At 43.2% G+C, this 24,946-nt stretch carries 27 protein-coding genes; 10 read left to right on the forward strand and 17 right to left on the reverse strand.

The features are described from left to right. Positions 1–21 precede the first annotated feature (21 nt). Positions 22–264 (forward strand): hypothetical protein, encoded by a 243-nt coding sequence (locus P7F88_RS08700; protein ID WP_277823760.1) that lies wholly within the window; start codon positions 22–24, stop codon positions 262–264. Between the two features lie 45 nt (positions 265–309). Here the strand turns inward: P7F88_RS08700 and P7F88_RS08705 are convergent, their stop codons facing one another. Continuing rightward, positions 310–1,245: an alpha/beta hydrolase gene (locus P7F88_RS08705; protein ID WP_277823762.1), complete on the reverse strand. Its 936-nt coding sequence runs from the start codon at positions 1,243–1,245 to the stop codon at positions 310–312. A 363-nt stretch (positions 1,246–1,608) separates the two neighbouring features. On the opposite strand from P7F88_RS08705, the gene P7F88_RS08710 reads away from it, so the two are divergent. Further along, on the forward strand, positions 1,609–2,412 hold the full coding sequence (locus P7F88_RS08710) for a hypothetical protein (RefSeq protein ID WP_277823764.1): 804 nt from the start codon (positions 1,609–1,611) through the stop codon (positions 2,410–2,412). Positions 2,413–2,432: 20 nt separating this feature from the next. Here P7F88_RS08710 and P7F88_RS08715 read toward each other — a convergent pair whose 3' ends face one another. After that, complete coding sequence (locus P7F88_RS08715; protein ID WP_277823766.1) at positions 2,433–3,395, reverse strand: TDT family transporter; 963 nt, start codon at positions 3,393–3,395, stop codon at positions 2,433–2,435. A 110-nt stretch (positions 3,396–3,505) separates the two neighbouring features. On the opposite strand from P7F88_RS08715, the gene P7F88_RS08720 reads away from it, so the two are divergent. Continuing rightward, a complete protein-coding gene (locus P7F88_RS08720; protein WP_277823767.1) occupies positions 3,506–4,396 on the forward strand; it encodes a LysR family transcriptional regulator in 891 nt (296 codons plus the stop codon). Between the two features lie 30 nt (positions 4,397–4,426). On the opposite strand, the gene P7F88_RS08725 is transcribed toward P7F88_RS08720, so the two are convergent. The 4 genes from P7F88_RS08725 to P7F88_RS08740 form a co-directional block, all read right to left on the reverse strand. Continuing rightward, positions 4,427–5,053: an SGNH/GDSL hydrolase family protein gene (locus P7F88_RS08725; RefSeq protein WP_277823769.1), complete on the reverse strand. Its 627-nt coding sequence runs from the start codon at positions 5,051–5,053 to the stop codon at positions 4,427–4,429. Between the two features lie 45 nt (positions 5,054–5,098). Then, positions 5,099–6,259: an OmpP1/FadL family transporter gene (locus tag P7F88_RS08730; protein WP_277823771.1), complete on the reverse strand. Its 1,161-nt coding sequence runs from the start codon at positions 6,257–6,259 to the stop codon at positions 5,099–5,101. A 71-nt stretch (positions 6,260–6,330) separates the two neighbouring features. Then, positions 6,331–7,707 (reverse strand): DUF1254 domain-containing protein, encoded by a 1,377-nt coding sequence (locus P7F88_RS08735; protein WP_277823773.1) that lies wholly within the window; start codon positions 7,705–7,707, stop codon positions 6,331–6,333. A 129-nt stretch (positions 7,708–7,836) separates the two neighbouring features. Further along, a complete protein-coding gene (locus P7F88_RS08740) occupies positions 7,837–8,730 on the reverse strand; it encodes a LysR family transcriptional regulator (protein WP_277823775.1) in 894 nt (297 codons plus the stop codon). Between the two features lie 145 nt (positions 8,731–8,875). Between P7F88_RS08740 and P7F88_RS08745 the strand changes: the two genes are divergently transcribed. The 6 genes from P7F88_RS08745 to P7F88_RS08765 all read left to right on the forward strand — a co-directional run bounded on the left by P7F88_RS08745 (position 8,876) and on the right by P7F88_RS08765 (position 16,158). Beyond that, positions 8,876–10,426 carry a sulfatase-like hydrolase/transferase gene (locus P7F88_RS08745; RefSeq protein ID WP_277823777.1) on the forward strand — a complete coding sequence of 517 codons (1,551 nt, stop codon included), beginning with the start codon at positions 8,876–8,878 and terminating at the stop codon, positions 10,424–10,426. Positions 10,427–10,551: 125 nt separating this feature from the next. Beyond that, positions 10,552–11,697 carry an anaerobic sulfatase maturase gene (locus P7F88_RS08750; RefSeq protein WP_277823779.1) on the forward strand — a complete coding sequence of 382 codons (1,146 nt, stop codon included), beginning with the start codon at positions 10,552–10,554 and terminating at the stop codon, positions 11,695–11,697. A gap of 182 nt (positions 11,698–11,879) precedes the next feature. After that, positions 11,880–13,106, forward strand: coding sequence for a sodium/glutamate symporter (gene gltS, locus P7F88_RS08755; RefSeq protein ID WP_277823781.1), 1,227 nt, complete (start codon positions 11,880–11,882; stop codon positions 13,104–13,106). Between the two features lie 178 nt (positions 13,107–13,284). Further along, positions 13,285–13,410 (forward strand): LacI family DNA-binding transcriptional regulator, encoded by a 126-nt coding sequence (locus P7F88_RS25800; protein ID WP_422127686.1) that lies wholly within the window; start codon positions 13,285–13,287, stop codon positions 13,408–13,410. Between the two features lie 113 nt (positions 13,411–13,523). Beyond that, on the forward strand, positions 13,524–14,297 hold the full coding sequence (locus P7F88_RS08760; protein ID WP_422127816.1) for a substrate-binding domain-containing protein: 774 nt from the start codon (positions 13,524–13,526) through the stop codon (positions 14,295–14,297). A gap of 166 nt (positions 14,298–14,463) precedes the next feature. Next, a complete protein-coding gene (locus tag P7F88_RS08765; RefSeq protein ID WP_277823783.1) occupies positions 14,464–16,158 on the forward strand; it encodes a methyl-accepting chemotaxis protein in 1,695 nt (564 codons plus the stop codon). A gap of 104 nt (positions 16,159–16,262) precedes the next feature. Here the strand turns inward: P7F88_RS08765 and P7F88_RS08770 are convergent, their stop codons facing one another. From P7F88_RS08770 to P7F88_RS08795, 6 genes are all read right to left on the reverse strand, one after another. Beyond that, positions 16,263–16,436, reverse strand: coding sequence for a hypothetical protein (locus tag P7F88_RS08770; protein WP_277823785.1), 174 nt, complete (start codon positions 16,434–16,436; stop codon positions 16,263–16,265). 131 nt (positions 16,437–16,567) lie between these two features. Continuing rightward, on the reverse strand, positions 16,568–17,320 hold the full coding sequence (locus P7F88_RS08775; RefSeq protein ID WP_277823787.1) for a serine/threonine protein kinase: 753 nt from the start codon (positions 17,318–17,320) through the stop codon (positions 16,568–16,570). Further along, complete coding sequence (locus tag P7F88_RS08780; RefSeq protein WP_277823789.1) at positions 17,302–18,273, reverse strand: PP2C family protein-serine/threonine phosphatase; 972 nt, start codon at positions 18,271–18,273, stop codon at positions 17,302–17,304. Before P7F88_RS08780 ends, P7F88_RS08775 begins: the two co-directional genes overlap by 19 nt. 4 nt (positions 18,274–18,277) lie before the next feature. Beyond that, positions 18,278–19,114, reverse strand: coding sequence for a formate/nitrite transporter family protein (locus P7F88_RS08785; RefSeq protein ID WP_277823791.1), 837 nt, complete (start codon positions 19,112–19,114; stop codon positions 18,278–18,280). Positions 19,115–19,336: 222 nt separating this feature from the next. After that, positions 19,337–19,930 carry a hypothetical protein gene (locus tag P7F88_RS08790; protein WP_277823793.1) on the reverse strand — a complete coding sequence of 198 codons (594 nt, stop codon included), beginning with the start codon at positions 19,928–19,930 and terminating at the stop codon, positions 19,337–19,339. Between the two features lie 56 nt (positions 19,931–19,986). Then, positions 19,987–20,604 carry a 3'-5' exonuclease gene (locus tag P7F88_RS08795; protein WP_277823795.1) on the reverse strand — a complete coding sequence of 206 codons (618 nt, stop codon included), beginning with the start codon at positions 20,602–20,604 and terminating at the stop codon, positions 19,987–19,989. Between the two features lie 333 nt (positions 20,605–20,937). Between P7F88_RS08795 and P7F88_RS08800 the strand changes: the two genes are divergently transcribed. After that, positions 20,938–21,657: a carbonic anhydrase gene (locus tag P7F88_RS08800; protein WP_277823797.1), complete on the forward strand. Its 720-nt coding sequence runs from the start codon at positions 20,938–20,940 to the stop codon at positions 21,655–21,657. Between the two features lie 15 nt (positions 21,658–21,672). Here the strand turns inward: P7F88_RS08800 and P7F88_RS08805 are convergent, their stop codons facing one another. The 5 genes from P7F88_RS08805 to P7F88_RS08825 form a co-directional block, all read right to left on the reverse strand. Next, positions 21,673–21,969 carry an FAD-binding protein gene (locus tag P7F88_RS08805; protein ID WP_277823799.1) on the reverse strand — a complete coding sequence of 99 codons (297 nt, stop codon included), beginning with the start codon at positions 21,967–21,969 and terminating at the stop codon, positions 21,673–21,675. Between the two features lie 5 nt (positions 21,970–21,974). Beyond that, positions 21,975–22,622: a hypothetical protein gene (locus tag P7F88_RS08810; protein ID WP_277823801.1), complete on the reverse strand. Its 648-nt coding sequence runs from the start codon at positions 22,620–22,622 to the stop codon at positions 21,975–21,977. Further along, positions 22,619–22,981, reverse strand: coding sequence for a hypothetical protein (locus P7F88_RS08815; protein WP_277823803.1), 363 nt, complete (start codon positions 22,979–22,981; stop codon positions 22,619–22,621). Before P7F88_RS08815 ends, P7F88_RS08810 begins: the two co-directional genes overlap by 4 nt. 8 nt (positions 22,982–22,989) lie before the next feature. Next, on the reverse strand, positions 22,990–23,262 hold the full coding sequence (locus tag P7F88_RS08820) for a hypothetical protein (protein ID WP_338405550.1): 273 nt from the start codon (positions 23,260–23,262) through the stop codon (positions 22,990–22,992). Between the two features lie 168 nt (positions 23,263–23,430). Next, on the reverse strand, positions 23,431–24,900 hold the full coding sequence (locus P7F88_RS08825; protein WP_277823805.1) for an FAD-binding oxidoreductase: 1,470 nt from the start codon (positions 24,898–24,900) through the stop codon (positions 23,431–23,433). Between the last annotated feature and the right edge of the window lie 46 nt (positions 24,901–24,946).

Here is a 24,946-nt window from a genome sequence, read left to right on the forward strand (position 1 = left end):
GAATCATTTAAATACTCAACAATGCCCATTAAATACCATCAACATCTATGCGTCAGTCGATTACTCACTTTAGGTGACGAACAGTTACAAAAATTGTTTCAGCATCCTGAAGGCGTATTTGCGATCAAAGAAGGCCTAGTTGCTATGCAAAAAAGAGGTGTGCATTTTGTGGTGTTAGGAGAGTGTGACAATACCAATCCAGATGGTTCATGTGCCGGACATGAGACTCCTTTGGATGTCAGTAATGAAGAAGCCAGCCCTTAGAGGCAAGGGCTGACTGTATTAATCTTAGGTGACCTGAGTTATTAATTAAAGATTGCGGCCAAAGTGCTCAACTACAGCATCAGTTGCTGCCTGAACATCTTTTTCTACATCATAAAAATCAAACTGAGAAACGTTTTCCAACCATACTGCTTCCACGTTATCACCCGCTTTATCAAGGTAGCCATGTGTGCCCGCTGGGATTGCCATTGATTCAGAAGCAACCAGTAGAATTGGTTTATCTTGCTGAGCTGCTGTTGCGTGAGCATCGTAAGTCAGCCAACCAGCCCATGAACCGATGTTGAATGCATTATCCCACTCAGGAATAAGTCCACGATCTTTTTCTGTGTAGTACGGCACGTTGTACATAGGCGCGTTTTGGTTGGTCAAACTCGCACCTTCAATGATTTGTGGCTCATCGCTTGTTAATGCGCGCAGACCAGACTGGATTAAGTTAGCAACAGACTCTGCACCACCATATACCGCATTCACTACTGAACGATCATGCAGCCATGGAGCAACAGCGGCGGCAGCAACCACATCTTCATTACCCAGTACCGCGTCTAGCATATAACCGGATGAAGCACATACACCCAGGCCATAAGCTTTAGATGCATCGATACCATCTACCTGATCCAGTGATGCAAATACTGCTTTGATATCTTCAATCTTACGCTGTGGATCTTCCAGTTGTTTCAGCTTGTCTTCTGATTCACCCCAACCACGAAAATCAAATGTTACTGCTGCATACCCTTGCTCAGCCAGGTGCTCTGCATACGTCGCTGGCATTTGCTCTTTTACTGTCGTCCACGCTCCCGTCACCACGACAACCGGTGGGTTCACTACATCATCAGGTAGGTAAACGTTCGCTGCAAGATTGCCTACGTCCGTTTTCAGCGTTGTATGTCTTATAACTGTGTCAGCAAATGCGTTGGAAGCAAATGTTGCAGCTGCGATTGCAGTAAATAAAGCTTTCTTAACCATAGTAAACCTCACGAGTCCGTTTTATTCGTACATCAATAAAGTGCTGACTGAAACAATATCAAGCACCGGGGAAGTGTTTTAAATATACCGGGCACAACACGAGATTTATTGAAAATAATTGAGCTCTTTTTGCACAATATTGCTTTTTATTTAACACATCATTATCAATTTCGTTTCATCGACTGGCGAAGAAAAATCGTCCCAACAGGAGCTACAAAGTTCAACACCAAAACCTACGTTTTCCATTTCAATCAATCACAATTGAACGTGCATTTTGCCTCGAAACACATAAGTGAATAACATTTCCCACATAGACATCACGAATGATTTAAAAATCTTCCAGAAACTAATTGGGAACGAATTATGAAAAAGACTCTACTAGCAACTCTAATGACAGTAACAGCATTCACAGCACCTGTATTTGCGGCAGACAACGCGCCAAATCCAAGTGACCTGACACAAGTTAACTCATTCGCATTCGGTACGGTAGATAACGATGGTACGGTTAAGGGTATGGTTGGTCTGGCTGGTCAGTACTCTGAAGGCAATGTATTTATGGGCCTTGTAGAACACGGTTCAGCAACAAAAAATAACGACATTGACAAGAAAGACCAAAATTCTCGCCTGCGCTATTTTCAGGTTTTGGACACTGACTTAGACGGTATGCCACAAGCGGGTTTCTCTGTTGACTACATGAAGGGCTGGGAAAAATCTAACGGCGTAGGGTCTGACCTTGTTGCACTTGGCGGCATCGCTAAGGTTAAAACACCCTGGGAAAGCCTATCTCTTTTCCCTAACGTCGCTTACGTAACAGGTAAAGCTGAAGGCGATTCAAGCGATGGTAAAACAAAAGCCGATCTGTCTGGCTACCAGGTAAACCTATTTGGTTCTCTGTCAGTTGGTGATGCCGGTCAATATGTCGTGTTCCAGCCTCAGTACATGCACCTGGACAGTACGCCAAAAGTAAATGGTGAGAAAACTAGCAAAGCAGAAGCAGATGTATTTAAAGTGAAAACGGGTTACGGCCAACCTATCTCAGCAGACGGTAAATGGTGGGTAGAAGCTTCACACACATATACACGCACTGACGCTGAGATGAAAAACTCTATGCTAGATGTCAAAGATAACGACCACAAATTTGAACTAGGTGTTTCTTACTACTTCTAATTGTTACTGAGGCCTATTCGTTAGGCCTCATTTCTTTCTTGCCATCTATAGAAGCTCATATAACGCAAAGATACATACAGAACGATCACCGTTGCCACGATCAACTCGACTGTCGCCAGCCATTCAATCTGGCTAATATACCTGGAATTCAGCCCCATACCTTCCATCCAGCTTGATAGTTTAAAGAGTGCCGTTGAACCAATAACAACCGGAAACGTAAATGCTGCGTAACCCGGGCTAAAAGGCAGACGCAGTAGTTTAAAGAATGACAAATAGATGATAAGCGTCATCAGTACCGCAATGCCAAACATCAGACTCAGAAGCAATGGTGAAGGTTCTGAAATTACTGTTAAATACCCAGCCATCGACAGGCTTGCAGGCGCAGCCAGTATAGCTAATGTGGGTTTTGCTGAATCTGGAACTTGCTGAGAAAACATGAATCGATAGATCATTATTGGCAACATAACGGCGTACGCTGTCATACCAAAATACAAAGCACCATCAGCTACCGGCTCTAAAACTGGATTCCCAGAGTACGATACCCCAGCAACAATAATCCCTACTGGAGGAACAAACCAGCTCGGTACCATTTGATGTAGATGCAAATCATCAAGACGGTGGTAAATAAAACTCAACAGAAAAATGACATGAAGCGCAACCGCCAATAGCCATATCGAATCTCCTGCAAAGGGATAAAATTGACCGACCGTATTTGAAACAACCATAACGCCCATTGCGAACGTGGGAACAACACTACCTACAACGGGATGAGCCAATTCTTTCCATAAAAGTTGCTTATGAAGCAAAAACTTAAATGCCAAAATAATCAGCAACACTGACGCAATACCAGCTCCTATCCACTGCCCATATCCATGTAAGTCTGCATAATTTTCCCAACACCATCCCAGGCTGGCAATCCCCAGAGCAAGCCCTCCCATTGGCGTCGGGACATTTTGCAATTTGGCTTTAGCGTTGGAAATCATGGATACCTCGTGATCATCTTCTAATTTATGCCGCCATTCTAACTTCTTCAAATGTTCTAATATATCTAATATATTATTACTTACGTTCAATAAAACTAAACGTAGATGTTATGGCGAACAATATTACTCTCAAGCAACTGAATGTGTTTGTTAGCGTGACTCAGCACCAGACTCTAACCAAAGCTTCAGAGCACCTTTTCTTATCTAAAGCGGCGGTTAGCATGGCCTTATCTGAGCTTGAAAAGCAGTTGGGGCATACATTATTTGACAGGGTCAACAATCGCCTTATTTTAAATCAAGAGGGACGTAAACTTTTGCCTCTTGCTGATGAGATAGTGAGTCGCTCACAGAATATTGGTGAACTGTTCAGCGGTAACTCTGAACTCTCTGGCACACTTAACATCGGTGCCAGTGACACCTTAGGCAATCAGCTTCTACCCTATATTCTAAGTGAGTATCGCGCCAAAACTGGTCACCTGGAGCAAGATGTTTTTATTTCTAATACTGCAGAGATCTGCCAAAAACTGGTTGATTACGAGTTGGATATCGCACTTATTGAAGGTGAAGCACTACACCCAGGTTTAATAGCCAGCCCGTTCTCTCAGGATGAAATGTGTGTAATTTGCCCGACCAATCATGCTCTGGCAGGGAAGAAGGTGGGGAATCTTTATGAGTTAGAAGATCAAAACTGGATTTTAAGAGAGCCAGGGTCAGGAACCCGAGAGTTTTTCTTAACTCATGTCGCTACCCATCTCGAAAACTGGCATGAAGCTTTTAGGCTTAACACGACGGAAGCGCTTATAAACAGTGTTTCTGCCGGACTAGGGTTAAGCTGTATATCTAAACTCGCTGCAAGTGCGGCTATCAGTGCGCAACGCATTCAAAAAATAGATATACCTGTAAGTATGGAAAGGCAATTCTGGTTACTTATTCATAAAGAAAAATATCGCAGCCCACTAATAAACAGTTTTATTCATCACTGTGAAAAGTGGGCTGAATGAGAAGAGTACGTTGGGGCACTAAGCCCCAAACTAACTTGAAGTAATAGACGGGATCAACTCAGCCAAAACATCAGAAAGCTTCACATGCTGGTCAACTTGCCAATGGATACCTTCCCGAGCGCATGGTTGAACAACTTCTGCAGCATCCAGGAAGTGACAACCAAGTTCTTCGGCTCTCAACTTATAGTAGCGGCTTAGCTGCTTTGATTTAGCTTCTGCACCATCAAACCCTTCCTTCAACGGATCAACCTCCAAAACATGTGCAGGTGAAACCAGCAATACTTTTGGTGGTTCGGGCATAAACGAGTGCTCAAAGTTTTGAATAACCTGAACAAGTCGTGCCGCTCCTTTGGAAATATCGCTCGCAGTCACGTTAAATCGTGACTTCAGGTCATTTGTACCCAACATAAGCACCACCAAATCCGGGTGGTGACTCTCCAGGCATGGTTGTAAATAGTCCAGCCCCTTCTTTCCTGGTTCAAAAGGATCTTCAAACACAGTGGTTCTACTATTTAATCCCTCTTCAATGACACGAAAACTCGACCCAAGTTTGGCTTGAAGCAGCATAGTCCATCGCTCTTCCGCATTGTATCGGCGAGGTAGGTCTGGAGAGTATCCCCAGGTATTCGAATCACCAAAACATAACACTGTTTTCATAAAATAACCTTTGTTAACGCGCTTTTTCGTATTCGGTATTTTGTACTAGAAACTGTGATTAATTTCTATCCCGAAGAACTGATTATGGTTGTGATACTCACCATACATCAATCCAGACGTTATTACTGGATTTCCGTAATCGACATAGCTGTAGTATCCCTTGATAGACGTTGATTTATTCCATCGGTATGTCGCACCAGCGCTATATCTTCTCTGCTCATCAACAGGTAAGTCGGTTGACTGCATATCTGGGTCATCCTGTGGTGAGCTTACGTAACCAACTCCAGCTTCAAGTCGAAGGTTGTTAGATACATCAAATCTCATTCCGGCAGACGCGAACCATACATCATCAAACTCTCTGGATTTATCAATAGATATATCACCAGACTGTATCGTCGTCGCTTCGTTTTCGCTCCAATATTCCTGACCCACACTCCAAACCAGGCTCAATGGATCATTGATTTGATGCAAACCTGATAGCTCTAAACGTGCTGCATTAACCAGGTTAACACTCGAATCATAAGACTCAGCAAAACGTACCTGCCCATCTAGGTTATGTTCTAGCTTAGAACGGTATGACAGGCCGAGTTCATTGGAATCATTAAGCTTATATGTCGCGCCAACATTATATCCCAGTGCGACTGAATCCCCTTTTAGATTCGCCGTTGAACCCAAAAAGCTTTGCTCCAAGTTAGCATATTCAGCTTGTAGGCCTGCCCCTACATTCAAGTTTTCTGTCAACTGATATCCAACGGAAGGGTTAACCTGAACTAAAGTGAGTGATACATCTTTTAATCCCACATAGCCAGCGTAACCAGGATCGTACTCTAGTGAGCTGCCCCCAGTGGAAGTAAACGCCATACCAAATGCCGCTTTTTCAGATACTGGCGCTACGTAATAAAGGGAACCATAGGGCTGTATTCCACCAGCATTGCCGCTGCTACGCGTATCATTTCGGTAGTCTTCATAAGTAACGTCTAATGCCATTGTAGCCAGATTTAAAGTAACAGCCTGTTCTTCAAATGAAGCCATCGCAGCTGGGTTGGCAAACGCTGCGGAGGCACTTTCACTAAGTACAGCACTACCAGCACCAGCAGTGCCTACATTCAGGTGGCTCATCTCGGAAACCAATGTTGCGGCAGCGTAGGTATGCGCGGTAAAGAGAGCCAGACTAATTGCTGACAGCTTTAATAAGGGAGTTTTCATATTTGGACCATTTTAGATAGTGTGGGGGCACAAGCGGCAGTCTGTGTACTATAACTGCCGCTGCTGTGTGGTTATTGTTTTACGACCTGAGGCATTGGGTATTTATTATCTAATACCGCCTCTGTTGGCTCGTATAAACGAATATGTAGGTAAAAGTCGTCTTTCGGTGCAGGTAACCAGTTACAGTCTTCGTCTGTAGGGCGTTCATTTTGAATACAGATAGGCAATGAACCATTACTTGCATACTTCAGTTCTTCTTTTCTGTTGGTCGAAATTGAGTATCGGTCGATCTCATTTTCAACCATAAACAGGTTTTCAGCATCGTACATAGTCAGCGACCAGAACGCTTCTGCCGGAGCATCGGCAGGCATCACCATTTTGTAGTTATGCTCACCAGATAGCTGTTCACCTTTAGAGTCAGTATAGCGATTTGGATAAAGTGCTCGTTCTGGTACATTCAATCCGGCCGCTCGAAGGTTAATGCTAGCTCGGCTCAAATAATCGTTACCATATCGCCCACCTTCAAACATCATAGACCAGCCATTGTTTGTGGTACCCACACTCCTGCCGGCATACTGAACAATGCTCTGCGCTGATTCTAACGAACGCAACAACCCCTTTTTCTGATCTTCTGACAATGCATCTGGATTGAAAGGCGCAGCACCTCCAATACCGATATATTTAAACTGATCTACAATCGCAGCGTCTTCAGGAATTGGATTTTTCCGAAGCTCTCTATCTATTAAAGCAAACCAGTCTAGCCCATGGAGTTTTGCCATTGGTGGAATTGCGCCTGTCGATGCTTTTAACTCTTGCGGACCATGTGAACGATTAATTTCTGAAACGGAATAGCTTATAAAGCGGTCATGCACGTAAAGAGCATCTTGAAGATCTTTCTCTCCAGATACACCTGTGCGATGAATCAGCCATACATTTGCAGTACGAGATCGAACAACCTTATCAACACCTTTTGGTATTTCACCTTGCCAGTCACTCTTCACCAACAACACTTTAGCTCCAGACTCACCAGTGTTGTCCCTGTATAAATCTTCGATCGACTCGGAATAGGCATCAAGCAGTTGAACGATATAGTAACGATCATCCGTACGAGGAATGTCTAAGATAACCGGCCCTGTTTCGTCCAGATCGTAGTGAGCCTGGGAGTACAGAGTATCGTTATTTACAGTTGGAACAATTTTGGTATTTGGTCCAGATAATGCTCTTGTCTTCCCCATCTGGTTCATTGGAGCCATCGCATTATCCATAGGCACTTCAACAGAGGTTGAAGTCTCTCTTACAGCCGCCACTGTTAATGGGCCAGTACCATAAATTAATGCCTGAACACCAAGATTGTATGCTAATTCTTCCTCCGCAGATGGTTTTACATCAGCAAATGAGTAGCTACTTAAAGCCGTTAGCAAAGATACGGCCACTATCGATTTTTTCATGGTTCGCCTTTTGAGTTACCGGGTGATTATGGCCACCTATGGTAATCAAGACTCGAACACAACCGGAATCGAAAAGAATGGATAGTCTCTATTAAAATATTTAATAGAGACTTCAGATTCCAAAGAAATTTATGAAATAAGAGATACCACTTGTTGGTAAAGCCATTGAGTCAAAGGGTCATGCCTGTTTCGCTGATGTGTAAACAGCGCCAACGGTCTGTGGTGTGCTTCTTCTGGAAGTTCGGAAGGTAGGCCAACATATCGAAAACGCTCATCTAAACTGTTAACCAGATACTTGGAAACAATACCAAGGTAATCACTATTTTCTACCAGATTGAGCATTACCGTCACATCACTGGTGCGAACACTTACTTTTATATCCAGGCTGAGTTTTCTTAGGATTTTTTCACTACGCGAGTTGCTCGAGTCGCCATAGATAAGATTGACACAGAAAGGGTAATTCAGAATCTCATCTAACCCAGAGCTAGCAAGTGGGTGCTCTTTTCTCATCACGACCACAAACTCATCATTTCCCAGCTCTCTCTGAAGGATGTTCTTGTTAGTCTCCATTGGTAATGCACTGAAGCCCCAACACTTTCTTTTCAGTTCTATATCTCGCAATGTATCGAACCCCCAGTGGTAGCAGTCAACGGTAACATCAGCGGCGTGTTGAGTTAACAAGCTAACCAATGGAGCTGCGATGGTGGACATCAACGGTGGCGAAAAAATAAGAGAAACCTCTCCCGACACCTGACTTATGTCCCAGGAATCATCATTCACATAAAGCGCATCCAGGCTATCAAGGATATCGGGTAATCCTTGCAGTATTTGCTGGCATCTTACGGTAGGTTCCAGCTGGTTTTTATCACGAACAAAAAGTGGGTCGTTAAACTGATCCCGCAGTTTTCGCAGCATAACACTCACTGTAGGCTGGCTCACACTCAACCTTCTGGCAGCGGTAATCGTCTGCTTCTCTTCACTCAAAATGACCAAAAGCCGAAGTAAATTGAGATCCTTTGTCATGAATGCATACACCTATTGATTGATTGGCTTATTAAGTATATCTAAACACATTCCTCATCTCTATTAAAAATATTAATAAACGCTATTAACCCATTAGTTCGTCGATTCTTTTACTATCTCCCTGTCCTTAACTGGAGAGTAATCTATGAAACGCCCTAACAATTTTGTAAAAAATGCGGTTGCACTGTCTATCACTGCCACTGCATCGCTCACTTCCATTTCTGCATTGGCAAAAGCACCTAACATCGTCACCATTATGCTGGACGACGTTGCGCCAATGGATATCTCTGCCTATCACAGAGGATTAGGTGCAATCAAAACCCCGAACATCGACCGAATTGCTCAATCGGGTGTCATGATCAGTGACTATTACGCTCAATCAAGTTCGACTGCCGGACGTTCCGCTTTTATCACGGGTCAATATCCGTTCCGTACAGGCTTAACCTCGGTAGGTCAGCCTGGCTCTAAACTTGGAATGCGACAAGAAATCCCAACACTGGCAGAGCTACTCAAGCAAAAAGGCTACGCCACCGTACATGTCGGTAAATCACACCTAGGGGATAACAACTCACACCTCCCTACCGTGAATGGCTTTGAAGAGTATTACGGGTTTCTTTATCACCTAAACGTGATGGAAATGCCTGAACAGCCAGAGTTTCCAAAAGATCCAAATTTCATCGGCATTCCGCGCAATGTCATTCACTCAGTCGCTACCGACAAACATGATGACACGGTTGACCCAAGATTTGGGGAAGTTGGAAAACAGAAGATCACAGACAAAGGCGCTCTTGGAGTTGAGCGCATGAAGCAAATAGATGAAGAGTTCCTAAACTTCGCAACAGATTGGCTGGAAACGCACGAAAAAGAGAATGACGATCAGCCATATTTCATGTGGTTTAACCCTTCTCGCATGCACACCATTACTCATGTTCGTGATGAGTATGCAGGTTCGAGCAATACCTCTGTCTACTACGACGCGATGATGGAGCTCGATGACCAGATCGGCGTTTTATTAGACAAACTAGAAGCACTCGGGGAACTAGACAATACCATTATTATGTTTACCTCTGACAATGGTGTGAACGCGGATCACTGGCCTGATGGTGGTGCAGCTTCTTTCCGAGGACAAAAAGGCACCACATGGGATGGCGGTTTCCGAGTACCAATGCTAGTGAGCTGGCCTGAGAAATTCCCTAAAGGCGCATACGTTGACGGCTTGATGTCTGCTGAAGACTGGCTGCCGACACTGATGGCTGCAGCTGGTGAACCAAATATCAAACAACAACTTCTTAAAGGCAAGGATGTTGATGGCAGAAAACGTGTCGCACACCTTGATGGCTACAACCAGATGGACATGTTGGCCAATGGTGGAGAGAGTAACAGGAACGAGTTCTTTTTCTATAACGAAAGCAGCCTGAACGCGGTTCGTGTCAACGAATGGAAAGTTCACCTGAAAACCAAGACCACCTGGACTGAGCCAGCAAAAGAGTGGCCGTTTGGAGTGTTAGTTAATATCAAGGCGGATCCTTACGAGCGCTCTCCTGACACCACAGGTTGGTATCACTGGATGAAACAGAAATCCTGGGTGCTTCCTTACTTCTACCAGGCAATTGGCGATTACCAAAAGTCGTTAAAAGAGTATCCACCAATCCAAAAAGGCACCGGTGTCGGCATGGGGAATGACACCATAGATTAACGAAACCAAAACGCCGCATTGCATCTAACAGGCAATGTAATGATAGCAATGCGGCTGTTCACAGCATGACGTATACAAGGATTGTTCGGATTGTACTTTAAACTCAATAATTCACCGGACAAACAATGACACAAACACTTCCTTTCAGCCTGACGCTTAAACCTGTTGGGTCTGCATGTAACCTTGATTGCAGCTACTGCTACTACCTAAAAAATGAATCTGGTTGTGGCGCTCCAATGGATTTCGAGACATTAGAAATTGCGATAAAGAATCACATCATGTCTCAACCAGAACATACTCCCACCGTAGATTTTATCTGGCACGGTGGTGAACCATTGCTACGAGGTAGGGAGTTCTACGAATACGCTTTTATTCAACAAAACCTGTGGGCAGGTGAGAAGCGTGTAGTAAATACCTTCCAGACAAATGGTACGCTTATCAATACTCGATGGGCTGAATTTTTTAAACGACACAATGTCATGGTTGGCATCAGCCTCGATGGCCCAAACCTGTTAAATGACATTAGCCGAATTGATCAGCACGGAAACTCTAGCTTCGAGAAAACCATGCGCGGACTTTCGCTATTGAAAGAACACGAGGTCGATTTCAACACACTAACCGTAATCAACAATCGTACCTATAAACACGGCTCAACGATTTATCAGTTCCTAAAAGAAGCTGGCAGTACATATATGCAATTTCAACCATGTCTGGATCACGAGCTCGACAGGCGCTCTGAGTACGATTGGTCGTTGAATGGAGAGCAGTGGGGCCAGTTTCTATGTGATGTGTTTGATGAGTGGTGTAAAGAGGATATTGGAAAAGTTCATGTTCAGTTCTTCGAGAACTGCCTGATGATGTTGATGGGGCACCCTAGCCAAATGTGCCACCACAGTGAGATATGTGGTCAGCAACTGATGATGGAAAAGGATGGAAGTGTATTTAGCTGCGATCACTACCATTACAATGACCGGAAGCTAGGTAACGCTGTAGATCACTCTTTACAGACAATGGTTTCCGGACCACATCAACGTGTGTTTGCAGAAGATAAACAATCAAATCTCAGTTTAACCTGTCACCATTGCGACTTCTTACCCTTGTGTAATGGGGGGTGTCCTAAGTATCGCCTGACTTCTGACACTGGCGTGGGAAAGATAAACGTGCTTTGCCAGGGATATAAGATGTTTTTCCAATATGCCTTACCAAGAATGTTAAAGATGGTTGATGCGATGAATAATGGGTACTCAGCGCAGTTCTACATGATGTATTAACAACACTCCAGGCCGTACACCGTCTTGCTCACCCACCAAATATTGACACTGTCAATATTTGGCAAATTCTAGCCCTCCTGGTTTGCAAATCAGTATCGAGTTTTCGTAAGATGCGCGGCTTTCTTTTTTATCGACGTTCTCTGCACTGCTACATCGTGCAAAAATCGGAGTTGTGAAATAATATGAATACTGTCGTGTCAATTGGTGCTATAGAATCCTTTCTGGTCGCGATTTTTGTCCTTTTTCTTGGACATTTAATCAACCAAAAACTACCTGTTTTACGAAGATACAACGTGCCAGAACCGATAGTGGGTGGCTTGATCATAGCAACCCTAATTACGCTTCTTCACTTCAACAACGTTGAGCTGGAATTTGACCTGCCTTTGCAGGAAACCTTGATGTTGATGTTCTTCTCAACCGTTGGTTTGGCGGCAAACTATACTCAGCTAGCTAAAGGCGGGGCAAAGGTATTCTTGTTTCTTGGTGTCGCTTCGGTCTACATCATTGTTCAGAATAGTATTGGTGTGTCATTAGCCTCTTTATTAGGGCTAGAGCCAGTAATGGGGCTAATCGCAGGTTCGATTACCTTGTCTGGCGGACATGGAACAGGAGCAGCCTGGGCCCAGACATTCACAGATGTTTATGGCATTGAAAATACGCTAGAAATTGCTATGGCCTCTGCAACCTTTGGCCTGATTATCGGCGGTGTAATCGGTAGCCCTGTAGCCAGAAAGCTAATAGAAAAAAACAATATTCAATCAGAATACGGTACCGGAGACGATGCCCACCAGCGCTTCCCAGAGCTTATTACCTACAACGAGTATGAAGAAGATAAGGTTACCGCTAAAAAGGTAATCGAAATACTATTTGTGCTTCTGATTTGTGTATCAGGTGCGACGCACCTGGAGAGCTGGGTAAGTAGCTACAATATAAGCTGGCTAATGATTCCTAACTTTGTCTACGCACTTTTGATTGGCGTGGTGATTACCAATCTTCTTGAGGCAACTAAAGTTGCTAAGTTAGACGCAGAGACCGTAGATATCCTTGGAACGGTATCGCTGTCACTATTCCTGGCAATGGCTCTGATGAGCCTAAAACTCTGGAATATCTTTGATCTTGCTCTGCCGTTTATGTTCATTCTATGTATCCAGGCTTTGGTTCTTGGCATTTTCTCCTATTGTGTAACTTTTAAAGCAATGGGCTCAAACTATGATGCTGCCGTTATTGCAGGAGGACACTGTGGGTTTGGATTAGGTGCAACTCCTACAGCCGTGATGAACATGGGTTCACTGGTAAACCGTTATGGCCCTTCTCCTCAGGCATTTATGGTTGTTCCAATTGTTGGGGCATTCTTTATTGACGCTGTAAACTTGGTCATTCTGCAAGGCTATATAGCATTTATTGGATAAGCCCAAACCTCTGCTGGTTTAGCATTCTAGGCCAGCTCAGCCCCCCATTTAGTGCATAAACCCAATCATAATCATAAACAACTGATATTTAATAAATTAAACTTTTCATTCATATGAATACGTATTCGTTTTTGCTGTTATAATAGCAACTATCGTTCAATTGTATTCGTGGTTCCAAATGTCAGATAAAACAAACAGTGTGACTTCCAAAGATGTTGCTAAGCTTGCAGGTGTATCTCAATCTACTGTTTCCAGAGTATTTATTAGCGGCAGTTCAACGTCTGAGAAGACCAGAAAAAAGTAATGGAAGCGGCAAAAGCCCTGAATTACCGACCGAATGCATTTGCACGAAGCCTGACAACCAAAGAATCAAAGCTCATTGGATTGGTTTTCCCGGATGCCGATTACCCAATCCATATGGAAACACTTCAGCTAATCAGCACTGAGCTACAAAGAATGGGGTACTCTGCGGTATTGATCCCTTGGGTTTTGGATGACCAGAAACACCACACTATCCCCAATATTTTCCAGTATAAAGTGGATGGTGTAATAGCCGCATCAGCACAGTTCAACACTGCACTCTATGAGGAGTGCAAAGAGTTTAATATTCCAATTGTACAGTTCGCACGTGTCGAAAAAGGCACTAAATGCAGCTATGCCATTAGCGACAACTACGCAATTGGGCAACAAGCAGCAGAAGCCTTCATCGAACGCGGTGGCAAGCACCTGGCTTATGTCACTGGTGAAATTCCGACTCTAACAAATCAGGAGCGGGTTAATGGCTATACAGATGCTTGTGAAAGGTTACTTGGTTATGCACCTTCTTATGTAGAATCCAATTACACCTACGAGAAAGCACAATCCGAAATCCGCAAGCTTCTTGCTTCCAATGAACGCCCCGACTCCATCATGTGTGCGACAGATATCATCGCTATCTCGGTAATGGATATTGCAAGACAAGAATTTGGCTTATCAATACCTGAAGATTTACAAGTTATCGGGCTAGACAATATTCCTCAGGCTAGCTGGCTCAGCTATCAGCTGACTTCTTTCCAACAAGATTTCGAGCGCATGGCAAGAGAGTCCGTGAAGATGGTCGTCAATCAGATTCAGGAGCAAGATCAAAGCCTGGTAAAATTGATGATCCCTGCCAAGCTAATTGAAAGAAAGACATTAAAGAAAAAAGCTTGAGCCCCTGATAACACTTCAGGCTATTTATTTGATTAAAGATAACGATATTCCTGTTTGAGTAACAACCCGACGCTATTTTTGTTCTATAGTTAACTATGTTGCATATATGCAGCATATAAAAATCACTAAAACTATAAAAAAACAAATCACAACGTCAGGTAAATATATGGATATTCTTAGCAAACTGAGTATCAGGGCAAAGATCTTGTCCTTGGTTGGTATTCTGTTGATTATGATGGCAGGAATAGCTGGTTATGGTTATTTCAAGCTTAAACAGATAGGTCACGAATTACATGGAGTCATCACTGAAGATATACCTTTAACTGGACTCACTTCCGGAATAACCTCAAGCCAATTTGAAGGTGCTCTCCTATTGGAAAGAGCAATTCAGGTAGCAGGACTTAAAGACGATAAACTGTCAAACATTCATGATTTCCGAGTTCAAATAGAACACCTGAACAAGTCTATTGATCAACAAATCACAGAAGCAAAATCGATTCTTGATCAGATGCTAACTCATGCTCTTTCAGAAGAACTCAGACAAAAAGAAGAGACTCTCCGGCGATTTCTGGTCTCTATAGAAGATGAACACCTCGAATACGAAACCCTAACCAACGACTTTTTAGTACATATTGAAAGTGACCAGATACAATCCGCTCAAAAAATGCTTTCAACCTTGCATGATAAACAGCAAGTGCTTCTTGATCATCTTGAATCCTTTCTAATAGGTATAGAAAAACTCACTGAACATGCGCTTCTGTTAGTCGAAGAACATGAAGTAGACGCAATTAACGGTATGGGCCTGATTGGTCTGGTCAGCCTTATCCTTGGCGGAGTACTGAGTTATCTGTATGTGCTGGCTATGACTGGCCCACTTAAAAAAGCCGTTAACGCTTCAAATCAAATGGCAGAAGGTGACTTTACTGTATCGCTGGCAAATAGTGGTAGAGATGAAATTGCATCCCTTCTGAATTGCATGCATAACATGGCAAGAAAACTGGAAGACACCATCTATCATGTTCTCAACTCTTCAGCGGAAATATCATCTGCCGCTACCGAAATGGCAGCAACAGCAGAGCAAACAAAAGAGCGAGTGACCGAGCAACACTTAAATACCGATCAGGTCACAACTGCGATGCATGAAATGGCGACAACCATTCAACAAATCGCTGACCATACTGGCACAACCGCTCTGGAGACAGAAAGCACTAAACAGCAGGTATCGAAAGGGCTCCAGGCTGTTTCAGACAACCTGAAGAACATAAAAGATCTGGTAAACCAGGTTCAACAGGCTTCCAATGAAGTGGCTGCGGCGCGAGAACAAAGTAATGCGATTGTTGATTTTGTTGGACATATCAATGAAATAGCGGAGCAAACCAACCTGTTGGCACTCAATGCAGCGATAGAAGCAGCAAGAGCCGGAGAACAAGGCCGGGGATTCTCTGTTGTTGCAGATGAAGTGCGGAAGTTATCAGGCAAAACTCAAAGTGCTACGTCAGAGATTCAACAATTTGTAGAGCAGTTAAAAGAGAAAACTTCAAGCGCAACCAGTACCATTGAACAAACCAGTACCATGGTGGAATCCAGCGCAATGCAGGCATCTCAATGTGAAACCATTCTCGAAACCATCAACCATTCCATTGATGAACTCAATCTAAAAAACATTGAAATAGCCACTATATGTGAACAGCAGTCCGCTGCGGCGGAAGAGATCAACCGAAGTATGGTCTCTATCAGCCAATCCAGTACTGAAGTGCAATCGGGTTCTGAGCTAAATGCCAGAGCGAGTGAAGAACTATCTCAGCTAGCTATAGAACTCCAACGTGTGATGGGACAGTTTAAAGTGAGAGAAGCGACATAAACAAAAGGGCACATAGGTACTCTCTATGTGCCCTTTAACTTGTGTTCGTTATTGACGACAACATACTATTCCTTAAAACGGAAAGTCCTTAAAACAGAAAATCCTTAAAACATAAAGTTACTTTGTCTTTTCCCTTCTTGCTCTTTCCAGCCACTGTTCATATAAGTGACTCTGTTTTCAGATTTTGCTGAACCATTTGCGACTACTGCCAGAAGAGAAACCGACGCTAGCGCTGCTACCAAAAAAATATCCATTGCTGAAAGTCCTAGTTGAATCATGATGTACCCCTTTTTTGAGATGTTTGTTTGTTGACCTGGGTTTATTATTGTTTATGCACATCAATCTGTAAAAACGATTAAACCTATTCTTTCAATAGCTAATTTCTATGCACATATAAGTATTGGAAATGTTAAAAAACTATAGAGGCAAGAAGCGCGACAAACAGGCACAACGAAACCCGTTGCCAAAACAGTATCGGGTTTCTATCGGCTATCGGTACCCAGGCTTTCTTTTCAGCATGAGGATTTGGCGTAGTTAAATCGTAAACAAACTCAGAAACCTCTTGATAGCGTTTACGAGGATCAACATGTAAGGCATGTTTTAAAGCGTAATCGACCCAGGCTGGGATATTTGAATTGATTGAAGTAGAGGTGACATACATAAGCTTTTGTTGAGCTTTAGCGCTTGTCGCAGTCGACACCTGAGTACCGTAAGGTAGCTTTCCAGTTAATAATTGATAGGTGATGACTCCCAGTGAAAAAACATCTGAACGGTGAGAACCTTCTTGCCCGATAAAATATTCAGGGGCAGTGTACTGAGCCGTACCCATTATCTGCTGAGGCTCAGCGTAAGTTTCACTGATACCGGCAACTCTCATCGCGCCAAAATCAATGATATTTACCGTTCCAGAAGCATCTATCATCACGTTTTCCGGTCGCAAGTCCTGATGAACCATCTCCTGTCGATGAATCGCCTGAAGCCCTTTTGCTATCTGAGTGACAATCTCTCTCACTTTACTTAAAGAGGGGGTAGGGTTGTCTTTAATCCATTGAGAAAGGGTTATACCATCAATAAATTCGGTCACCGTGTAGATACTACTCGGTTGACACCCAGAGATATAAGGCTTCATGAGGTGTGGGCTGTTTAGTTTTTTCCAATCCACTCTTCCATCAAAAATGTTTCTACATGCTTTTCGTTGGTACGGCTCTCCCCAGCGGGCGTCTTCAGTACAACGTCCACCTGTGATTTGATATCTCGCGCTAAAAAAACATGGCTACGGCTACTAATGTACAGCTCTCTCAATATCTCAAAATCATCAATTGTATCGCCAGCGGTTAATATCGGAGCGGGTGGAAGCTGGTTTGCAGAGTGCATTAATTCCTGATGATTCGCTTCCGGAAGAGACTCTATTTCAACGATTTGCAAAGAGAGGTTATCATCACTGCCAGCTTCTAACGCCATGTTGATCAACCGATCTGTTCTCGCTTGAGGATCGATAGATCTACAGTTGGCTTCTAAAGCAATGTCTCTGTCGAAAAGAAAGTCGAATATACCGTCCGTTGCCAGCAGGAATATGTCCCCCACCGAAACATCGTACGATTTGTAATCCAGATTCAGTTCCGTTTCCATACCGAGCGCCCGGCTCAGATAGCTGGTTTTATCGTCGATTTTAAGCCGATGATCATGAGTAAGCTGCTCCAGAGCGTTGCCTGAAACCCGATATATTCTCGAATCACCACAATGGAACAAATAAGCAGTTCGCGACTTAACAACAAGCGCACTAAAAGTACAAACATACCCTTTATTGAAGTCAAACCGATACTCGCTGTTTTTGGTCTGAGAATAGAGCCAATGGTTAATGGCCTTTAGAACTTTGACACCTGAGTTTTTAACCGACCAGGCTTCCGATGTGGCGTAATAGTCAGAGATAAAACTCTTAACGGCGGTTTCACTGGCTATCTGACTCACCGCACTGGTACTAATGCCGTCTGATATGGCAACGGCGACACCTTTTGTGCTCAAGCCAATATCATTGGGGATATATGCACCAATACAGTCTTGATTTACAGGCTTCAGTCCGGAAACTGAAGCCTGTCCGATTTTCACTTTAAGCACAGTTTTACATCTTCACCGCACTTTTTGGCATATCCAGTTTACGCTCTGGATTAGTACGCACGTGAGTTAAGTACAGCGGCAGTCCCACTAGCATAAATCCACCTACAAGGTTACCAAGAGCGGTTGGGATTTCATTCCAGATAAAGTAGTCAACTACGGTGAACTCACCGCCCATGATCATTGAGAATGGGAACAGGAACATATTTACAATCGAGTGTTCAAAGCCCATAAAGAAGAACAGCATAATTGGCATCCACATCGCCATCATCTTACTGCTCGCAGAGGTTGAGATCATCGCTCCTACAACACCCATGGATACCATCCAGTTACACAACATCCCGCGAATAAAGATTGTAAACCAACCAGATACACCGTGTTCCTGATAACCAAGAGTACGTGATTCACCTATCGTACTCACCTTGGCAGCCAGTGCACCACCATCGGTGTTATAACCGTATGTCAAAATAAAGGAAGCGAAAAATGCGACGGTTAGTGCACCTGCAAAGTTACCTACAAATACCAGACCCCAGTTTCTGAAAAGCTGATTCGGTGTACACCCCGGGCGTTTATCGATAACCGCCAAAGGCACTAAAGTGAATACCCCAGTAAGCAGATCAAACTTCATCAGATAAAGCATGATAAACCCAACGGGGAATAATATGGCTCCAACCAAAGGGCTTCCAGTTTTCACGATGACAGTAATGGCAAAGAACGCGGCTAAAGCAAGAATAGCCCCCGCCATAAATGCCCTTACTAACGTATCCTTGGTGGACATGAAGATTTTTTGCTCGCCTGCGTCGACCATCTTGGTCACAAACTCGCGTGGTTCTATATATGACATCTTTACTCTCCTTAGAATGATTGTCGTTACGTTCTAAGCGATATCCGTGCCATATCAAAAAAGCCATATAAACCAGTTAATTGTATTGAGTTTTGTTACGTACGAGTTAACAACATGTTCGCAATAGAGGCGTAACGCACTGTAGAAGTGCAATCACTCTAATACCAAAGTGGTACTAGAGCGATAAATTGCTGAATACAGGGAGTTAAGTAATAAAAGAAGTTAAACTTTTTGTCGCTTAATGAATTGTCTGATAATAAATGCTGCAAGCAGCAATAGGAAAATCACTGAAATGATAAGTGTTGTTCTATCTTTATTGATACGGCTGACTGCGGCTTCAAGTGCGACAGTTTTACTGTCATGAAGTACCTGGTTAAAGTTTGGCAAAGAGTAAGTCACAAGTTCAGTATTGATATTGTCGGAACCACTATTTAAAGCCGGTATCTCTAGCGTAATAACAAAATCTTTTTCCTGAACAAATTCTTCAAACCCTGGATCGTAAACCATATGGATCGGTCTTAGTTCGCCCCCCTTCATAACATTCAAAACGGAAGTATCATCTTTTGCATCAAACAACATGGAACTTTCACACTGAGGTTTTCCATCCGTTGTATATGTGTCACCGAACCAACAGTTTGTTTGCAAACTAATACTTATGGTTCTGTTCTCCCAACGCACAAGATCCACAGAAACTTCACTATCAACATGAGTCATTATTTCCTGACCATACAGTTCAGTAGTTTCTGCATTTGTTGATGATGCAAATAAGAAGGACAAAGCGGTAAAAAAAACCGAAGTAAGATTAAAGTTTCTCATTAAAGGGGACCTAAATTCGATTTTGGTTTTGTTCGATAGAAATATAGCTCATATCGCTACAGTATATGTTTAGCTAAGAGACTATCAACCGCATGCTTGCCGGTTTTACTTATCTTTTGCATAAGTTCAAAGGTAGGGTCTGTTATGCCTTTCTGCTCTAGTTCTTCAACCATTAACATCCACAACCTAGCGGTCATTTCAGAGTCAGCCAATGCCCGGTGGAAAGTACCATCGTTTTCTATCTGCTTAAATCGAACTAAATCCCCGAGTTTATGGGTTGGCGAGTCTTGAATAAGTCGGCGCGCTATCAGCATAGAACAGGCAAACTGACCAGAATATGATGCGCCAATCATATCCAACTCCGCGTCCAAAAATCGTTTATCAAAAGAAGCATTATGAGCAACTAAGGCGCTATCACCTATAAAGCCGGCAAACTCAGTCATCACCTCCTCACAGGAAGGCGCATTACGAAGCATGTTATTGGTAATCCCTGTATACCCTTCAATAAAACTACTTACTCTGAAACCGGGATTCATCAGCTGCTGGAAGGTGTCCGTTACTTCACCATCCACTAGCTTTACCGCACCTATTTCTATCGCTCTGTCTCCCATATTGGGTGACAAACCAGTGGTTTCAAAGTCGAGAACAATAACGGATTTCGCGGACAGGGACATTGGGTAACAACCTAGTGAAGAAATAGGCCGCGAATTATACCTTTTCAGAAGGCTGATCGAAACCGGGGATACCAACGTATATAACAGTTGATTTATATACCTACAACAGATGAGACAGGAGTTTATTATGAACAGAAAGTCATTGAGCTGGTCGACAAGCCTGAAAACTTCTGGATTACTGATTCTGTTTTGCTGCTCAGGGTTTATTGGTTAAAAAGCACACAGCAGATCTGAACAATAACATTACCTTGAATCATGAATATTTATTCATTAATGTCCTACCGAAAATATAACCAACAAATACAAAAAGTTATCATCCAGGTAGGGATATTCATGAATAAGACAATTATAGCAACGTTATTGGCAGGTTTAGTTTCATTTACAGCGCAAGCTTCTGAGTGGGGTTATGGTGATCATAATGGCCCAGAAGATTGGGGAAAAATTTCTCAAACCTGCGCCCTAGGCAGAAATCAGAGCCCAATAAACATCACTGATGCTGTCGCCGGAGATATGCAGGATCTTTCAATCTCATACTCGGGCAAGGTAACTGGTCTTAAAAACAACGGCCACACTCTTCAGGCCATCGTGGAAGGACACAATGTTCTAAACGTAGACGGACATGAGTTCGAATTGAAGCAATTCCACTTCCATACTCCGTCTGAGAATCTTATCAAAAGCAAACAATATCCTCTGGAAGCACACTTTGTCCACGCGGATAAAGACGGCAACCTTGCTGTGGTAGCGGTAATGTTTGAGGTAAATAGCGAAAATGCAGAGATCGCTAAACTAAGCGCAGATCTGCCTGAAGAAGGTAACACTGTGACACTGAAAGAAGCCTTTAATATTGCTGATTTGCTTCCATCTTATGAAAGCTACTACCGCTTTAATGGCTCTTTAACCACACCACCATGTTCAGAAGGTGTTCGCTGGTTTGTGCTTAACGAAACCAAATCTATCTCTGCGACACAAGAAAAAGCACTGAACAAAATGATGGGCAACAACAACCGTCCGGTTCAGGATATCTGGGCTCGCAGGGTTATGTTTAGCAAGTAATAATAGTGAGGTGGCTTAACCACCTCCTAATATCTTGTCTCGAAGTGCGGGGAGAACCTTATGAAGGTCCCCAACTATGCCAACATCTGAATTTCTGAATATCTCAGACTGGGGGTCATTGTTAATTGCAACAATAAAATCCGTTTCTTTAATCCCATATTGAAACGCTCCTGTACCTGAAGCACCAGCGACAATAACCAGCTTAGATGAGAGTATGTGACCTGATACCCCAATCTGCTGACTCATATCAAACCAGCCATTCGTCACTGCAGCTCTTGAAGCGCCAACATTCATACCAAGATCTTCTGCCAACGAGTTTAACTCGGATACCTTGTTGCATCACCAACACCTCGCCCTAAAACCAGAACCTTCTCTGCTGCCAGTATAGGAGAAGGTTCAGGCTTGGCACTTTCAGTAAGTAAACGCACTCTATCATCTGCTATCTTACTATCTGCGAACGAGAATACCGCTGATTCTTTTGTATAATGGTTGTCTACACCTGATACGAAAGTTACACATAACGGTCCCCATTCCAGTATTTGCCTGGTCACCATCTGGTTGGCGTACGCACTTCTTTCAATGTACCAACACTGGGAATTCCAACTTAGGGAGTGCGTTTTTAATGCAACACTACAATCAAGCCGACGGGCGGTTCTTACTGCTAATTGCTCAGACGAAACACCACAAGCAAAAACCACTAAATCAAAGTTATCCAGATGAAGACGCTTACCAAGAAAGTCGGAAAGACCCATAGCATCAGTTACCGGATCCACCTCAATAGAGTATGTATCATCCACAACCAGGTTTATTGGAAGCAGCCCTTCTAGCTGATCAGACCGATTGTTGTTTAGCATACACACACTGACTTCTACATTTTCATCAGACTCGTGTACTACCTCCGTAACAGTCTTTAACTGACGTTCAGACATTTCACAATTGGATGATGTAACAATAAGCATCTTCATGATGGCCACCTTTGCTGCAAGTATTTGTTCCAAAGTTGCTCTACCTGTGTTTCCACCTCTCCGTAAATAACTTCACCTTTTCTCTGCGTATCAGCCAAGGTCAGCGTTAAACGTGGTACACACGAATCATCTGGTACAGATACCTTTAATACTGTTATCTCCTTGCTTTTGGCCTGCTGTTTTTGCAAGAGAGTCGGTAGCCTTAAACAGGTTTTATCTGCACTATCACCAGTTAGTAACACTGCTGGCAGCTTGACAGAATAGACTTTACAGCCCTGCCCATAGTCACATTTAACTTCTAACTCACCAGAATCTGATAAAGAATACTCCGTAACATTATTCAGACACGGCCAACCCAAAATATCTGCTAGAAGTAGCCAGTCTCACCTAATCCACTTTCGCTATCTGACTCACCCAATACCACAAGATCCTGACTAGTTTGAGTAACGTAATCAGCTAACAAACCGGCTTTTAACTCGCTGCTCCATTTCAGCTCTATGATCTGTTCGGGAAGCAGCCGAACAACCTCATCGTAACCAATAGCGAGCAATTGATTCATTAGAGTCTGATTGGTCTGATCTCCAATAGTTACCGCTGTAGACTCTACCTCAGCGGCATCTAGTTTCTCTTTGAAGTTCATTGCCAGCTCTAATGCAGCTTCATCCTTGAGATTAAAGATTTGGCGTAAAAAGAGAGGTTTAGAACGGGTAAAAGATTATCTATATTGGCTGCATGGAGCTGCTGCCAGAAAGCAGAAGGTAGCTGATCGAGATCAGCTACCGACTTGAAACATACTAGCTGTTTCATATTACTTGGGGTATCCAGGAACCGGGAAGATGGTTCCGTAATTCATAATGCCATTAGGGTCGAACTGCTTCTTCAGCCCTTCAAGCATGTAGTATGCACTTGTATGCTCTTCTAGTGTCCAATCAGCACGGTATTTACCAATACCATGGTGGTGACCGATAGAACCACCTGCTTTTAGTGTTTCTTCAATAATAATAGTATGAATTGCCTGATGGTAAGTCATTAACTCATCTTCTGGAGCGCAATCTCTCACTTTATAGTCGTATACAAAGTAAACGTTGGTACCGTTAAGGTAACTGTGAGAAGAGTGTCCGCCCAGCATAGTAATATCAGCCAAACGTGGGTACTCCTCGCGGATACGGTTCAATGCATTCTCATAGATGTCATTGATGATGCTCCAGTTGCCAGACACTTCTGTCGTGAAGCCCATATGATGATGCTGTTTAATGAACTCACGTTCTGCTTCTATCTTATCCGGTCCCCAGTTAAGGTTGTCGAACCAGGTTTCAATTGTCTTTCCATCTACAGGCGTGCAGTACTCTTTGTAACCTTCCATTATCTGGTCAATACCCGCAACGGTCGCATCTGCAAGCGGTTTCGGACCTTCGGCCATAAAAATTAGAACACACTGGTCAGGCGCAAACTGATTAAACCCATGCTGAGTACCATCTTCTGCATCATATAAGCGTGCAATAGAAGGTCGGTATCCGTTGACCATGACTTCACGTAGAATTTCAAAGCCCATTTTCATGCTATCCAAACGGTAACTACGGAACTGATTGTTTTCAGGTACATACTTAAATAGCTTCACCGAAACTTCTGTAATAAAGCAAAGCGCTCCTTCATTACCCATGACCACGTGGCGAATATCCGGGCCACAAGCACGACGCGGTACATTTTTAACTTTAGCGATATGTCCATCAGGGAATACAGCTTCAATACCCACCAGCATATCTTCAATACCACCATATAGTGTCGAAAACTGGCCAATGCTTCGCGTTGCTACTAGCCCTCCCATATGAGCAATTGGTTTAGATTGCGGAGAGTGAGCCGTTGTAAGCCCTAACTTACGAGCTTCGTCTTCCAGAACTTGAAGAGGCGTACCACACTGTACAGTTGCGATCATATCTTTCTCATTGATATCAATGATCTTGTTCATTTCAGAACCATCGATAACTATTGAGTTTTCAACGATAGTTTCCAGGCCACCTTCGGTTGCTGTACCACCCGTTCTAGGTACCACATTGACCTTGTTTTCGTTACAGAAGGCCAATAGTTCCGAAACATCTTTCGAACTCCTGACTTTTACCACCGCAGCTGGTAGTGGCAAACGGTACAAACCCATTATGGTTTCAAACTTTCTATACCGATCGTGGCTATTTTCTTTTAATACCTCTTCATCAGTAACTACATTATCCGGACCAACAATATTCGATACTTTATCTACAATTTCTTCTCTTAATAACGCCATTATAATTTCCTATACAATAAAAAAGACAGACAATTAATAAATTTAT

The organism is Vibrio hannami (assembly GCF_029589055.1).
Classification (GTDB): Bacteria; Pseudomonadota; Gammaproteobacteria; order Enterobacterales; family Vibrionaceae; genus Vibrio; species Vibrio hannami.

Bases quoted from the DNA above. Each gene is read 5' to 3' on its own strand.
- P7F88_RS08770 (WP_277823785.1), bottom strand. From the start codon at position 16,436: ATGATTCAACTAGGACTTTCAGCAATGGATATTTTTTTGGTAGCAGCG.
- P7F88_RS08785 (WP_277823791.1), bottom strand. From the start codon at position 19,114: ATGTCATATATAGAACCACGCGAGTTTGTGACCAAGATGGTCGACGCA.
- P7F88_RS08700 (WP_277823760.1), top strand. From the start codon at position 22: ATGCCCATTAAATACCATCAACATCTATGCGTCAGTCGATTACTCACT.
- P7F88_RS08720 (WP_277823767.1), top strand. From the start codon at position 3,506: ATGGCGAACAATATTACTCTCAAGCAACTGAATGTGTTTGTTAGCGTG.
- P7F88_RS08725 (WP_277823769.1), bottom strand. From the start codon at position 5,053: ATGAAAACAGTGTTATGTTTTGGTGATTCGAATACCTGGGGATACTCT.
- P7F88_RS08820 (WP_338405550.1), bottom strand. From the start codon at position 23,262: ATGAACTTCAAAGAGAAACTAGATGCCGCTGAGGTAGAGTCTACAGCG.
- P7F88_RS08790 (WP_277823793.1), bottom strand. From the start codon at position 19,930: ATGAGAAACTTTAATCTTACTTCGGTTTTTTTTACCGCTTTGTCCTTC.
- P7F88_RS08750 (WP_277823779.1), top strand. From the start codon at position 10,552: ATGACACAAACACTTCCTTTCAGCCTGACGCTTAAACCTGTTGGGTCT.
- P7F88_RS08740 (WP_277823775.1), bottom strand. From the start codon at position 8,730: ATGACAAAGGATCTCAATTTACTTCGGCTTTTGGTCATTTTGAGTGAA.
- P7F88_RS08810 (WP_277823801.1), bottom strand. From the start codon at position 22,622: ATGAAGATGCTTATTGTTACATCATCCAATTGTGAAATGTCTGAACGT.
- P7F88_RS08765 (WP_277823783.1), top strand. From the start codon at position 14,464: ATGGATATTCTTAGCAAACTGAGTATCAGGGCAAAGATCTTGTCCTTG.
- P7F88_RS08760 (WP_422127816.1), top strand. From the start codon at position 13,524: ATGGAAACACTTCAGCTAATCAGCACTGAGCTACAAAGAATGGGGTAC.
- P7F88_RS08710 (WP_277823764.1), top strand. From the start codon at position 1,609: ATGAAAAAGACTCTACTAGCAACTCTAATGACAGTAACAGCATTCACA.
- P7F88_RS08745 (WP_277823777.1), top strand. From the start codon at position 8,876: ATGAAACGCCCTAACAATTTTGTAAAAAATGCGGTTGCACTGTCTATC.
- P7F88_RS08795 (WP_277823795.1), bottom strand. From the start codon at position 20,604: ATGTCCCTGTCCGCGAAATCCGTTATTGTTCTCGACTTTGAAACCACT.
- P7F88_RS08800 (WP_277823797.1), top strand. From the start codon at position 20,938: ATGAATAAGACAATTATAGCAACGTTATTGGCAGGTTTAGTTTCATTT.
- P7F88_RS25800 (WP_422127686.1), top strand. From the start codon at position 13,285: ATGTCAGATAAAACAAACAGTGTGACTTCCAAAGATGTTGCTAAGCTT.
- gltS (WP_277823781.1), top strand. From the start codon at position 11,880: ATGAATACTGTCGTGTCAATTGGTGCTATAGAATCCTTTCTGGTCGCG.
- P7F88_RS08735 (WP_277823773.1), bottom strand. From the start codon at position 7,707: ATGAAAAAATCGATAGTGGCCGTATCTTTGCTAACGGCTTTAAGTAGC.
- P7F88_RS08715 (WP_277823766.1), bottom strand. From the start codon at position 3,395: ATGATTTCCAACGCTAAAGCCAAATTGCAAAATGTCCCGACGCCAATG.
- P7F88_RS08730 (WP_277823771.1), bottom strand. From the start codon at position 6,259: ATGAAAACTCCCTTATTAAAGCTGTCAGCAATTAGTCTGGCTCTCTTT.
- P7F88_RS08825 (WP_277823805.1), bottom strand. From the start codon at position 24,900: ATGGCGTTATTAAGAGAAGAAATTGTAGATAAAGTATCGAATATTGTT.
- P7F88_RS08705 (WP_277823762.1), bottom strand. From the start codon at position 1,245: ATGGTTAAGAAAGCTTTATTTACTGCAATCGCAGCTGCAACATTTGCT.